This is a genomic window from Clostridium sp. CM028 (assembly GCF_030585565.1).
In the GTDB taxonomy this organism is placed as follows: domain Bacteria; phylum Bacillota; class Clostridia; order Clostridiales; family Clostridiaceae; genus Clostridium_AD; species Clostridium_AD estertheticum_B.
Genome location: NZ_CP077766.1, coordinates 1,572,140 through 1,585,618, shown reverse-complemented (window position 1 = coordinate 1,585,618; position 13,479 = coordinate 1,572,140). Strand labels below are relative to the sequence as shown.

Here is a 13,479-nt window from a genome sequence, read left to right as displayed (position 1 = left end):
ATGAGTTAACTCATCGGCCTTTTACTATTTATATTTTAGATGAACTACGTTTAAATATCTTTACAATTTCATTAAAAAGTAATGGCATTAAGGCTAAAATAGTAACGATACCCCAATCTGCTAAACTTAAAGCATGAACACTAAAAGCATTTGCTAGAGGTGGAATAGTTATTATCAAATCTTGTAGCAGTATACCTAAAACTATAGCTGCAATTAAATATTTGTTTGAAAATAAACCTATTTGGAATATGGATTTTTTATTATTTCTCATATTTAAAGAATGAACAAGCTGAGAAACACTAAGTACTACAAATGCCATAGTTTGTGCATGTTTTAAAGCATCTTGTGAAATGTTTTGAGGGAATAGTGGGAATAAGTTAGTTATGCCACTATAATATTTTGCACCTATTATAAAGGCTGCTAAAGTTACTAAACCTATTAACAATCCGTTAAGAAGTAAACTTAATGTTGAACCTTTAAATAAACCATCTTTTTGGTTGCGTGGTTTATACTTCATTACGTCGGGGTCGCCAGGATCTACACCTAAAGCTAAAGCTGGAAGCGTATCTGTAATTAAGTTAACCCATAATATATGGATAGGTCTAAGTGGCGATGCCCAACCTAAAAGTATTGCAAGAAATAAAGCAATAATTTCTCCAACATTACAGGAAATAAGAAATACTACAGTTTTCTTGATATTCGTGAAGATATTTCTTCCTTCCTTTATAGCGGAAACGATAGTTGAAAAGTTATCGTCTATTAATATCATATCAGCAGCACCTTTAGCTACATCAGTACCTGTTATACCCATGGCTACACCTATATCTGCCATTTTCAGGGATGGCGCGTCATTTACTCCATCACCAGTCATTGATACAATATTTCCTTTGGATTTAAGAGCATTTATAATTTTTACTTTATGCTCTGGAGACACTCTTGCGAATACCCTTATATTATCAATTTTACTATTTAGTTCTTCATCTGAAAGTTTATCAAGCTCAGAGCCAGACATAACTGCTAGGGGATCTTTAGTAATATTAAGGTCTTTCGCTATAGCAAAAGCTGTGTTTTGGTGATCGCCGGTTATCATTACAGTTTTTATTCCGGAATTCGTGCACACAGAAATAGAATCCTTAACTTCCAGTCTAGGTGGATCTATCATACCTACCAGGCCAATAAGTATTAAATCACTTTCTAAAGAATCAATATCCACATGAGATGTTGGAAGAATTTTATAAGCTGCGCCTAGAACTCTTAAAGCATCATCAGACATTTTATTAGACACATCTAATATTTCTTTTTTTATGACTGGAGTAATTTCTATTATATTGCCTTTAATACAGGCTTTAGTACATAGTTTTAAGAGATTATCAATAGCCCCTTTTGTCATTACATAATATTCATTATCATATTTATTTACAGTAGTCATTAATTTTCTATCTGATTCAAAAGGAATCTCAGCGATTCTTTTATGGATTTTTTCTAAATGGTCTTTAAATATATTGTAAGTTACCCCAGCTACTAGTAAAGCAATTTCAGTTGGGTCACCTGTTTTTGAACCCTCAGAGTACGTAGCATCATTACATAAAATAAGATTCTCAAGTAAGAGCTTATGCTCATTGTCATTAATGTTTAAATTGGTTATATTACCTAAGAGGCCATCTGTATAGAATTTTGTTACAGTCATTTTATTTTGAGTTAATGTTCCTGTCTTGTCTGAACATATAATATTTACTGAACCTAAAGTTTCAACTGCGGGTAATTTACGTACAATTGCATTCTTCTTTATCATTTTTTGAACGCCCATAGCAAGTACTATAGTGACTATTGCAGGAAGACCCTCAGGTATCGCAGCTACTGCTAAACTAATAGATGTAAGTAACATTTCAAAAATATCTCTTTTTTGAAGAACGCCTACTATAAACATAAGAGCACATATAAACAACGCACCTATTCCTAGGTATTTTCCAAGTTCAGCCAGTTTTTTTTGAAAGGGGGTCTGGTCGTCTACTTTTTCATCTAGCATTTTAGCAATTTTACCTAGCTGAGTATTCATTCCAGTAGATACGGCAATGCCTATACCTCTACCATAAGTTGCGAGTGTTGACATGAAGAGCATATTCTTTTGATCGCCGAGTGGAATATCATCACCAGTTAAGACCAGGGATGCATCTTTATCTACTGGCACAGATTCTCCTGTAAGTGTAGATTCTTCAATTTTTAAATTTGCAGTTTCAATAAGCCGTAAATCGCAAGGCACGTATCTTCCAGCGTCAATAATAATAATATCACCGGGTACAACTTCGTTAGATGGAATTTCTTTTAACTGCCCATCGCGTCTAACTACAGCCTTAGGTGTAGATAATTTTTTTAGTGCATCAAGAGCTTTTTCAGCTTTTGACTCTTGAATAATTCCGACTGTAGCATTAATAACAATTACAATAGCAATTATAACTGCATCACTTGTTTCACCAAGGAGGGCAGAAATTACAGCAGCTGCAATTAAAATATAAATTAAAATATCATTTAATTGGGAAAAAAACATAGATATTAAAGTTTTAGGCTTTTTACTTTCTAACTCATTTAGTCCGAATTTTTCTCTTTTTAGGGCTGTTTCTTTTTGAGAAAGTCCTGTTAGTGGATTGGAGCCTAATTCTTTTAGAACTTCCTCTATAGTTTTGTTAAAAAACATAAATACCACCTCGTGTATAGTATTTGTTGTTACCGTTTAATTTATTAAAAATAAAATACAATACCTAATATTCCTGAAATTATTATTACTAAAATTGGATGGAGTTTATTAGTTAATAATATTCCTAAAATTATAATTCCAATTATTATACTTTTAATATCTTTATATGATTCCCTTCCCATGGATAAGAATACAGAGATTATAAGGCCAATTAGTGCAGGCCTCATACCGGATAGTGCGGCCTTCATTATATAGGATTCCTTAAATTTTAAAATATAGTGATTAGCTATGGAAACTAAGATAAAAGAAAATGAAACTACGCCTAGGGTTGCAGAAATAGCACCGAGTACTCCAGAAACTTTATAACCTACAAAGGTAGCTGAATTTATTGCTATAGGTCCCGGAGTCATTTGTGATATACCAATAATATCAACAAACTCTTTAAAGGTAATCCAATTATTAGTGGATACAATTTCTCTTTCGATAAGTGGAAGCATAGCATAGCCTCCACCAAAGCTAAAGGCACCTATTTTAAAGAACGATAGGTAAATTTTAATTAAAATAGACATTTACTTCACCTTCTTTCCAAGAAATATAATCCCGTATAAACCAGATAAAAGTATAACTATAACAGGGTGTACATTAAAAAATAATATACTTACCATAGAAATTAAGATTATAATAAGATTTACATAGCTTTTCTTTAAAGATTTGGATAAGCTTACTACAGCTATGAGTATAAGAACTGGTACTGCAGCCGAAATGCCTTTGAAAACTAAATCAACATAATAATAATCTCTAAATTGCATAAAGAAAACTGCAATGCATATTATTATGAAAAATGAAGGTAAAATCACACCTAGAAGCCCGATGATAGCGCCAAGTAGGCCGTTAATTCTATAACCAATAAATATACTACTATTAACTGCTAAAGCTCCAGGAAAAGTTTGGGAAACAACAATTATATCCATGAAATCTTCTTTTGAAAGCCATTGTTTTTTACTTACAACTTCAGTCTCAATGAGTGGTATCATTGCATAACCTCCACCAAAGGTAAAAGCTCCAATTTTAAAGAAAGTCCAAAACATATTAAGTAATCTTTTCGTTTTTCTCACCTCAAATAGTTTAAATTTTTGATTATATCAATAGAAATGCCCTTAAAAGTATGAACCTATACTTTTAATCTATAATAGTTACCATATAAGTATACTATTATAAAAAAAATAGGCAAATATATAAACACTATTGATGAAATTTCAGGATTAATTGTAGATATTTATAAATGAAAAAGTACACATATTTTGTAAAGGTTGTTATATAAACTTCACAAAATATATGCACTTTTTTCAGAAATCTAAAGGAAAGAATTAAAACTAGCATCTGACGGCATTCTAAGATCTCCTCTTGGGGATACACTTATAGTTCCTACTTTTGGACCGTCTGGCAGAGCTGAACGTTTAAATTGTTGGGTAAAGAATCTTTTTATAAATTTATCTAACCATTTGCGTATATCTTTTTCGCAGTAATCAGCTTTGAAGGCTTCCTTAGCTAAAAATAATATTTTACTTGGCGAAGTACCTTGCTTCATAAAATAATAAAGGAAAAAGTCGTGTAATTCATATGGTCCTACTATGTCTTCAGTTTTTTGAGTTATTTGACCGTTCTTATCTTTGGGTAGAAGTTCAGGACTTATAGGAGTGTTAAGGATATCTAAAAGAATGTCTGTTACTTCCTTTGAAGCTTCTTTATCTGCTACATATTTAACTAAATATCTCACCAAAGTCTTAGGGATTGAGCAGTTTACGGAATACATAGACATATGATCACCATTATATGTGCACCAACCTAAGGCGAGTTCTGATAAATCTCCAGTACCTATTAAGAGTCCACCTTCCTTATTTGCAACATCCATAAGAATTTGAGTTCTTTCTCTCGCTTGAACATTTTCATAAGTTATATCATGTTTTTCCACTGGATGATCTATGTCTTTAAAATGCATCAGACATGCATCTACTATATTAATTTCTCTGAGTTCTGTTCCTAAATTTTTACATAGGTTTATTGCATTCATATAAGTCCTATCTGTAGTTCCAAAACCAGGCATAGTTATAGTAATAATATTTTTTCTGGGTATTTTTAACAGGTCGAAGGTTTTAACTATAACGAGTAATGCTAAAGTTGAATCAAGCCCACCAGAAATCCCAATAATAGCCTTGTTAAGACCAGTATAAGAGAATCTTTTAGCAAGGGCTGAGGATTGAATATTAAATATTTCCTTGCAACGTATTTCACGTTTATATAAATTAGAAGGAACGAAAGGATGCTTATCAATATTTCTATCAAAAACGCCAAAACCTGCACTCCCAAATTCAAAAGGAATTTCACATGCTTCAAAAGGGCATATAGAAATGCTATTTCTAAAACTGGTATTTTTTAATCTTTCACTGTTTAATTTATCTATATCAATAATTGAAGTAACAACTTCATTTTCTCTTTGAAATCTATTATTTTCTTTTAATACTAAACCATTTTCGCTAATTAAAAGATGGCCACTGAAAAGTAAATCTGTAGAGGATTCAAAAACACCAGAGGATGCATATAAATAAGAACACATACATCTTGCGCTCTGGGATGAAACTAAGGATTTTCTATAATCAGCTTTGCTAACTAATTCATTTGATGCAGATAGATTAGCAATTATATTTGCACCTTGAAGAGCTAAATAGCTGCTTGGAGGAATAGTTACCCAAAGGTCTTCACAAATTTCAAAACCAAATTTAATATTGCCACTGGTAAATAATAAATTTGTCCCAAAAGGGATGCCTTTTGCAAAAGAAAGGTTTACGGTTTTGCTTATGAGGCCAAGACCTTCAGTAAACCATCTTTTTTCATAAAACTCAGAGTAATTTGGAATATAGCTTTTTGGTACTATTCCTAAAAGTTTACCATTAAATATTATATAAGCACAATTATATAGAGAATTGTTATAGTATAAAGGAGACCCTACAGCAATTAGGATATCTTTATTTTTAGAAAACTCACATAGAGATTTAATTGCATTTTCAGATTTTTCAATTAGCTGATGTTGTAAAAATAAATCCGCACATGTGTAAGCTGTTATGCAAAGTTCTGGGAAAACTATGAATTTTGATTTCTCATCATAAGCCTGATTAATGCAGTTTCTTATGTTGATTAAGTTAAATTCTATATCTGCTACATTTACAATTGGACAAGCAACAGAAACCTTTATAAAAGAAGTTTCCAAACTAATTCACGACCTTTCTTTAGTTTTTCAAATATAGTATATGTAAAATTGACTTTAAATAATAAATATTTACTGAAATTATATCATATTAGCTAGATTAGTAGGGTCGGTTAATGATTATTTTACCATTATTTTTTATTGCCTTTTTAATAGTTGTTAACTGTCCCTTGCTATTGTGACAATTTTAATTGTGAAGAGAATGAGAGCAGACATGAGAAAGAAGAAGTCTAAAACAATAAGAAGATGTATAATGCACTAATATTAAACTTTATTAAGTTTAATATATAAAACATAAAATATATAATTATTGTAGTAACATAATAAAATTGTATTATAAAATGCACAGAAGATGTATAATTAAGATAGAAGTTAGTAATACGTAGTTGAAAAGAGCGTATAATATTAAGTGATATTCGTAAGGGGGTACAACATGAACTGGACGCCGATGATATTTTGGATAGTTGTAGCATTAGCAGCATTAGTTATTGATATTACAACTAGTAGTTTTATGTTTATATGGTTTGCTGTAGGTGCAATGGCGGCAATAATTGCTATTGGGCTAAGTGCATCAATAATTGTTCAAGCAATTGTTTTTGTAGCAGTTAGTGCAGTGGTTATGGCTGTGGGTTATCCTATAGTCAAGAAAACTATAAAAAAAACTGTGAAAAAAACTTTAACTATGGAGGAAGGGTATGTTGGGAAAGAATTTACAATAACAAAAGATATTGATGAAAAAGCAAACATTAAGTTTCAAGGGATTTATTGGACTGTAAAAAATGTTGGAAAACCTTTGAAAAAAGGTGAATCAGTTCAAGTTATCGGTATAGAAGGGAATAAATTACTAATAACTAAAGTATAAGATATATTAAAATATAAGGGGGAATTTGTAATGGGAATAGGAACAGTTATAGGCTTGTTTATATTATTTGTAATAGTTATAATGATTTTATCATCGATTAAGATTGTTAATACTGGATCTGTGTATTTAGTAGAAAGATTTGGTCAGTTTCATAGGATACTAGAACCAGGCTGGCATTTTACAATTGTATTTGCAGATTTTGTTAGAAGAAGGATTTCTACTAAGCAGCAAATATTAGACATACAACCACAGAATGTTATAACTAAGGATAATGTTAATATATCGATTGATAATGTTATATTTTATAAGGTTATTAACTCAAGGGACGCGGTCTACAATATTGAGGATTATAAATCAGGTATAGTTTACTCAACTATAACTAATATGAGAAATATCGTGGGAGATTTGACTTTAGATGAAGTATTATCAGGAAGAGATAGAATAAATTCTAAGCTTCTTGAAATAATCGATGAAATCACGGATGCTTATGGAATAAAAATATTATCTGTAGAAATTAAAAATATAATTCCACCGGCTGAAATTCAACAGGCTATGGAAAAACAAATGAGAGCAGAGAGAGATAAGAGAGCATTTATTCTTACAGCAGAAGGTGAAAAACAAAGTCTAATTGAAAAAGCTGAAGGACATAAGCAAGCTCAAATATTAAATGCAGAGGCTGAAAAACAAGCAAATATTAGACATGCAGAAGGAATGAAGGAATCTCAACTTCTTGAAGCAGAGGGTAAAGCTCGTGCTATAGAGACTATTGCAATTGCAGAAGCAGATGCAATAAGAAAAATAAATACAGCTATTATAGAGTCAGGTACAAATGAAACAGTAATAGCATTAAAACAGATAGAAGCTCTTAAAGAAATGGCAAAAAATCCAGCTAATAAACTTATACTTCCAAATGAAACATTGTCAAGTTTAGGCAGTATAGCAGCCATAGCTGATATGTTAAAAATGAATAAGAACTGTGAAAATAAATCAATATAAAAGAAAGCCTGAGCGATCAGGCTTTCTTTTTATTTTTTGAATGAGATTTATTGTTTTTTTTCTGAACTGAATAACCAAATTTTCCTAAAGCGTTAGAATTAACACTAAAATACTCGCCATGAGAATAGGTAATAAGATCTGCCTTTTCAAAATGAATTTTTCCAGAAGCATCTATTAAGCTATTATCTACATGAGTATTCACAATTTCAGCTAAAAATAAATCATGGGTACCTAAAGGTGTAATGCTTTTAACTTTGCACTCTAAAGCTATTGAGCATTCAGAAATTAGAGGCGCTATGACATCCTTGCCATTTTCAATAGTGAAGTTCATTTCGTGAATTTTATCTATTTGCTTACCAGAGCGTACCCCGCAATAATCAACTTCACGAACCATTCTAGAATTAGGTAGATTTACTACAAAGTCACCACTTTCTTTTATATATTCATAAGAAAGTCTGTCGGGTCTTATGGCTACAGTTATCATTGGTGGTTTAGTACAAGCCATTCCTATCCACCCTACTGTAAAAACGTTTATTTTTCCCTCTTTATTTTTTGAGGTGATTAATACCACGGGAACAGGGTTTAACATTGCACTGCCTTTAAATATAGTTTTTGTCATATATTTTCACTCCTATATCTTTATATTGTATAACATTACCCATTATACAATACCTTAAAAGATTTATACAGATGAGAGTAAATTGATTTAAAGAAGTCTTTAAAAAAGGTTATTAATAATAATTTTTTGATAATATGGTATAATAAGTGTATATAAATATAGGTATGGTGATAATTATGACGATGGCAGGAAAAATAATATATGGTTTTGGAAAATTAGTTGGAAATACCGCGGGATATAGTGTTAAACTAACGGGTAATGTTATATCATCTATAGCGGAAATCTCAGGAAACGAAAAATTAGCCATAAACACTAAGGAGTATGCTACGATAGCTTCTAAAGGGATTGATAAAGCTGTGAAAATAACAGCAGCAGTAACCGCTGTTGTAATAGATAAAACTATTGATGTAGCTTTAAACACTGCACAATATATTGAAGAAAACGCTGTGGAAACAAAAGTGCGGGTTTATGGGCAATCAGAGAAATTCTACGATAAAGATAAATATATAGAGGTTAACTATGAGGTCCTGGAGAAATAAATGGTAATATGTTAAAAAAGATACTTTAATGCAATATTAATTAATTATTTAAATAATATTACTTTGCAAATATATAGTTTAGTGATATAATTTATATGAGAGTAAATGTGAAATATGAAATATTGCTAAAAAAAATGAGAGCTACACTAACCAATCTGTTAAATAATGGATTAATTAGTGTGGCTTTTTGTGTTTAACGACATTTCAGAAGGAAAGCCTTCCGCTTATATAAGGGGGAGTTCAATACTATAACAAAGAGAAAACTTCAGTGGGAGTATAAATCTCCTTCTGAAGTCGCTAATATTGTAGCGACCCAGGAGATGATTTAATGACATTTCAAAATATAAATAGGGGATGAAGTTATGATAGTAGAAAATTTTAAGTTTAAAGATAAGGGTGACTTAGAGATATTTGTGTACAAATGGCTACCTAATGTGAACGTACAAATTAAGGGGATAGTTCAGATAGCTCATGGAATGGCAGAGACAGCAGCTAGGTACGAAAATTTTGCAAGTGCGCTAACAAATGATGGGTTCATTGTTTATGCTAATGACCATAGAGGGCATGGAAAAACTGCAGGCGAAGTCCGAAAACTAGGAGAATTAGGTGAGAATGGATTTAATTCGATGGTTGAAAATATGCATGAACTAAATGAGAAGATTAAAGAAGAAAATCCTAATTTACCTATATTTTTATTTGGGCATAGTATGGGATCTTTCTTAACACAAAGATATATTTGTTTATATGGAAGTGGATTAAAGGGGGCAATTATTTCAGGATCCTGCGGCAAACAGGGAATTATTATAGAGATAGCAAGACTAATAGCAAAAAGAGAGATTAAGAAAAATGGAAAAATTGCAAAAAGCAAGAAACTAGATAGGTTATCTTTTGGAAGGTATAACAATTCTTTTAAACCAAATAGAACAGCATTCGATTGGTTAAGTAGGGATAACAAACAAGTAGATAAATATATAGACGATCCATTCTGTGGGACGGTTTTTACAACGGGATTTTTCTATGATTTTTTAGGTGGACTAAAGGGTATAGCTGACGACAAGGAAATTAAAAATATTCCTAAAGATTTACCCATTTATATTTTCTCGGGAGATAAAGATCCCGTAGGAAAGAATGGAAAGGGTGTTCTAAAACTGGTTAAGACTTATAAACGACATGGGATCAAGGATTTAACTTATAAACTTTATAAGAATGGAAGACATGAGATGCTTAATGAAACCAACAAGGAAGAAGTAATTGTGGATGTAATAAGATGGATTAAGGAACATTGAGTTTATTATAAAATAGTAAAAGCAACAGGAGACATGGGTATTGTCTACTGTTGCTTTTAATTTTAAGAAATATCTATTGAAAATTTAATTTAACTTAATAACTTCTGTAGAGTGAACTTGTGAATATTATATGTTTACAAGTTGCAAACGTCAATATATTAATTAAGATTTATTTAATATGGCACTAAGAATATAAAGGGAGTTGCCTACGTCATGATAACTTTGCTTTAGTTCGACCTTATAGCCTAATTCAATTGCCGAATTATATAAATGACTAAGCCCTATGCCCATATCTATACGGTTGGTGTCTTTAAGCATCTTTTTAGTTAAAATATTTCTGTTATCTAGATATAAGTCAAATTTATTATTGTTAATTGATAATTTCCAAGGTTGAGAGTTAATTGCAGAGGGGGCATCAATAAGTGATTGTATTATAGTTTCATATTGATTTTCATAATCACCAGTAACTAGTTTGATTTTATTAAATCTCTTTCTATTTACAACTGGTTTTAATTGAGAAGTTGGGTACCCAAAAGCAACTAAAATTATATAACTTTGTTTGTCTTTTACTTTGAATATTGTTTTAAATAACTCCTGTTTAATCGCACTTCCTAACCAACAAGTTCCAATACCAAGCTCTGTTAACTTAAGAACTATTTCCTCACCAATGAAGCCTATATTCTCTAAATGACCTTCCTTAATTTCGGAAGTAAAGGCTAAATAATGTGGAGCTTTAACTTTTGTATATTTGGAAATAAGACCTTTAAATGTATCCGTAATTTTTTCACCATCTTCAATTAGTAATACTTCCATAGGTATATTGTCAAACAAAGGTTTAGCATCATTTATAATAGTTTTAATCTTTTGCAAATGTTCCCCGGATATTTTTTTATCTTTATAATTTCTTATGGATTTTCTTAAATTTATAGCTTGTATCATAATAAATTCCTCTACTTTATCTAAATTTTCGACTGCTATTTAATATTACAGCATCGAATATGATGAACGGCTGCACAGGTGACAATTAAACTCTAGACAATGCTTTTTTGCTGCCGATTACAAGTACTAAGACAAAGACAGAAGTCAGGGCTATAGTTCCCCCAGGGGCACAGTTTATGTAGTAAGATATAAGAAGTCCTAAAATTATGTCAATAAATCCGAACATTATTGAGTAAAGTAGGGTATGCTTAAAACCTTTATTGAGCTGCAGTGATGTTGCTACAGGTAACGCTATCATAGAGGACATAACAAGTATTCCAAGTATTCTTAGCGATGCTGAAATAGTAGCGCCTACGAGTAGCGCAAAAACATAGTTAATCACCTTAACTTTTACACCAGAAACCTTAGCACCCTCTTCATCGAAGGTAATATATAATAATTGATTATATAAAGAAAGTAGAGTTACTATAGAAATAATACTAAGTACAAGCATTATGTATAAATCATTTTTTGTAACAGTCAGAATGCTTCCAAATAAATAAGAATTAACATTGGCACCTGCTTTGCCTGTACTTACTAAAGTTATACCAACACCTACACTAAATGTAAGTAAAATTGCCAAAATCAATTCTGCGTATTTTTTATAATAATCTCTTAAAAATTCAATAGATAAACCGCATAGAGCTGTAAAAACAAAAGCACAAATTATGGGGTTATATCCAAGAACTAAGCCAATAGCCACCCCAGCGAAGGAGGCGTGCGACATAGTATCTCCCATCATGGAATACCTTTTTAATACAAGAAAAACCCCTACAATTGGGAACAAAATAGAAATTAAAACTGATGCAATTAAAGCATTTTGCATAAAACCATATTCAAACATAAAGTAATGTTACCCCCTTTCTTCATTTAATTTGTTTTTATAATTATGTATATTATAAAGTATTCCGCTACCATTACCCATTTCAAAAATATCAGTTGAATTATCTAATGCAGCTTTTAAATTATGTTCTACAGAAACAACTGTAATACCTAGGTTTTTATTTAAGCCTTTAATAATTCTATATATATCTTCCATACTTTGAATGTCTACACCAGTAGAAGGCTCATCTAAAATTAATAACTCAGGGTCACCAATTAAACTTCTAGCAATAAAGATTTTTTGTTGCTGACCTCCAGAAAGATTTCCAATAAGCGTATGAGTATGACTTTCCATACCTACAGCTTGCAGACTTTTTAAAATTAAACTTTTATCTTTAAGCTTTAATACTTTCCTGTGGCAATTTAGCATCTCATAAACTGTTATAGGAAACTGCGCATTAAAATTTTCAACTTTTTGCGCTACATATGCGATTTTAGAAGTAAATATAATAATTTGACCACTATTAGGTTTTAATAAGTTCAATATTAATTTAACTAAAGTACTCTTGGCACTACCATTTTCACCTAGTATTGAGACGTAGCTACCTTTTTCAATTTTAAGATTAACCTTATCTAATATATATGGCTTTGAATTTGTATATGTAAAACATAAATTTTTTATGTTAATCATGTAAATCCTCCTCACTAATTCTTTCAGTTAACAACTATTAATTATTACAAAATTAACTATGCAAAAGGCAATAATAATATGTGCACAAAAATAGTAGCAACAAATAGTATACACCCAAATGCGAATAACTTGCAATAATCTCTTAGTGTTATTGGTAAATAAATATATTAATATTTTTCATAAAATTTATATAATTGGTAAAACTGTATATGGCGATACTTAATTTAAAAGTATATATAATATTGTTTAAGTATCTACCAATAAGAGATACATGTTTATATGTATTAAGAAAGGTAGTGTTATTTTGAATAAAAACGAAATCTCAGCTCATGTTATTAGTAGAGTAGCGAAAGACAATCAAGGAGAAATTACAGCTTACGAACTTGAAAATGGAGAAATAGTTTCAAAAGAACAAGCAGTGCTGCTTGCAAAACAAGGAAATATAATTGGAGTATCTGTCTCAACTTCAAAAAAAGGTGAAGAATTTTTAAAAAGTCTACCTGATCAAGATAAATCCAATAATTTAGACAATTTACCAGTTATAGATGATAATGATATCTATTAAAAACATTAAAAAACAGGGATAACGAATGTCCCTGTTTTTTAATGTTTTTAATGAGGGACGGTTAACAACTAATTCACATTAGTTGTTAGCTGTAATTTATATCCAAAAAGTTTTTCCTTTGAAAAAGGGGGAAGGTGTGTTTAAATGTGTTAATATTATGTAATAAC

General features: G+C 30.8%; 13 protein-coding genes. 5 read left to right on the top strand and 8 right to left on the bottom strand.

Going from position 1 to position 13,479, the window contains the following annotated elements; genetic code table 11:
* Positions 1 to 28: 28 nt before the first annotated feature.
* The 4 genes from KTC94_RS07470 to KTC94_RS07455 form a co-directional block, all read right to left on the bottom strand.
* Positions 29 to 2,692: a cation-translocating P-type ATPase gene (locus KTC94_RS07470; protein ID WP_220286426.1), complete on the bottom strand. Its 2,664-nt coding sequence runs from the start codon at positions 2,690 to 2,692 to the stop codon at positions 29 to 31.
* 44 nt (positions 2,693 to 2,736) lie between these two features.
* Positions 2,737 to 3,261 carry a chromate transporter gene (locus KTC94_RS07465; RefSeq protein WP_165411523.1) on the bottom strand — a complete coding sequence of 175 codons (525 nt, stop codon included), beginning with the start codon at positions 3,259 to 3,261 and terminating at the stop codon, positions 2,737 to 2,739.
* Complete coding sequence (locus tag KTC94_RS07460; protein WP_220319941.1) at positions 3,262 to 3,780, bottom strand: chromate transporter; 519 nt, start codon at positions 3,778 to 3,780, stop codon at positions 3,262 to 3,264. It lies immediately after the preceding gene.
* 266 nt (positions 3,781 to 4,046) lie between these two features.
* On the bottom strand, positions 4,047 to 5,957 hold the full coding sequence (locus tag KTC94_RS07455) for an NAD(+) synthase (RefSeq protein WP_220286425.1): 1,911 nt from the start codon (positions 5,955 to 5,957) through the stop codon (positions 4,047 to 4,049).
* A 430-nt stretch (positions 5,958 to 6,387) separates the two neighbouring features.
* Between KTC94_RS07455 and KTC94_RS07450 the strand changes: the two genes are divergently transcribed.
* Both KTC94_RS07450 and KTC94_RS07445 read left to right on the top strand, forming a co-directional pair.
* Entirely contained in the window at positions 6,388 to 6,816 is a 429-nt protein-coding gene (locus KTC94_RS07450) for an NfeD family protein (protein ID WP_220286424.1), read from the top strand.
* Between the two features lie 30 nt (positions 6,817 to 6,846).
* A complete protein-coding gene (locus KTC94_RS07445) occupies positions 6,847 to 7,812 on the top strand; it encodes an SPFH domain-containing protein (protein WP_216302762.1) in 966 nt (321 codons plus the stop codon).
* A 16-nt stretch (positions 7,813 to 7,828) separates the two neighbouring features.
* Here the strand turns inward: KTC94_RS07445 and KTC94_RS07440 are convergent, their stop codons facing one another.
* Positions 7,829 to 8,431: a flavin reductase family protein gene (locus KTC94_RS07440; protein WP_220286423.1), complete on the bottom strand. Its 603-nt coding sequence runs from the start codon at positions 8,429 to 8,431 to the stop codon at positions 7,829 to 7,831.
* Between the two features lie 182 nt (positions 8,432 to 8,613).
* Between KTC94_RS07440 and KTC94_RS07435 the strand changes: the two genes are divergently transcribed.
* Positions 8,614 to 8,970, top strand: a complete 357-nt coding sequence (locus KTC94_RS07435) for a hypothetical protein (RefSeq protein WP_220286422.1) — start codon at positions 8,614 to 8,616, stop codon at positions 8,968 to 8,970.
* A gap of 362 nt (positions 8,971 to 9,332) precedes the next feature.
* The gene (locus KTC94_RS07430; protein ID WP_220319943.1) at positions 9,333 to 10,256 is read left to right on the top strand and encodes an alpha/beta hydrolase; all 924 of its coding nucleotides are present in this window, start codon (positions 9,333 to 9,335) and stop codon (positions 10,254 to 10,256) included.
* A gap of 162 nt (positions 10,257 to 10,418) precedes the next feature.
* On the opposite strand, the gene KTC94_RS07425 is transcribed toward KTC94_RS07430, so the two are convergent.
* The 3 genes from KTC94_RS07425 to KTC94_RS07415 form a co-directional block, all read right to left on the bottom strand.
* Positions 10,419 to 11,195, bottom strand: a complete 777-nt coding sequence (locus KTC94_RS07425) for a nitroreductase family protein (RefSeq protein ID WP_220319944.1) — start codon at positions 11,193 to 11,195, stop codon at positions 10,419 to 10,421.
* Positions 11,196 to 11,280: 85 nt separating this feature from the next.
* Positions 11,281 to 12,078 (bottom strand): metal ABC transporter permease, encoded by a 798-nt coding sequence (locus KTC94_RS07420; RefSeq protein WP_165411532.1) that lies wholly within the window; start codon positions 12,076 to 12,078, stop codon positions 11,281 to 11,283.
* 9 nt (positions 12,079 to 12,087) lie between these two features.
* Positions 12,088 to 12,747 carry a metal ABC transporter ATP-binding protein gene (locus KTC94_RS07415; RefSeq protein WP_220286420.1) on the bottom strand — a complete coding sequence of 220 codons (660 nt, stop codon included), beginning with the start codon at positions 12,745 to 12,747 and terminating at the stop codon, positions 12,088 to 12,090.
* 304 nt (positions 12,748 to 13,051) lie between these two features.
* Here KTC94_RS07415 and KTC94_RS07410 point away from each other — a divergent pair, with 304 nt between their 5' ends.
* Positions 13,052 to 13,312 (top strand): DUF3892 domain-containing protein, encoded by a 261-nt coding sequence (locus tag KTC94_RS07410; protein WP_258280749.1) that lies wholly within the window; start codon positions 13,052 to 13,054, stop codon positions 13,310 to 13,312.
* Positions 13,313 to 13,479 lie beyond the last annotated feature (167 nt).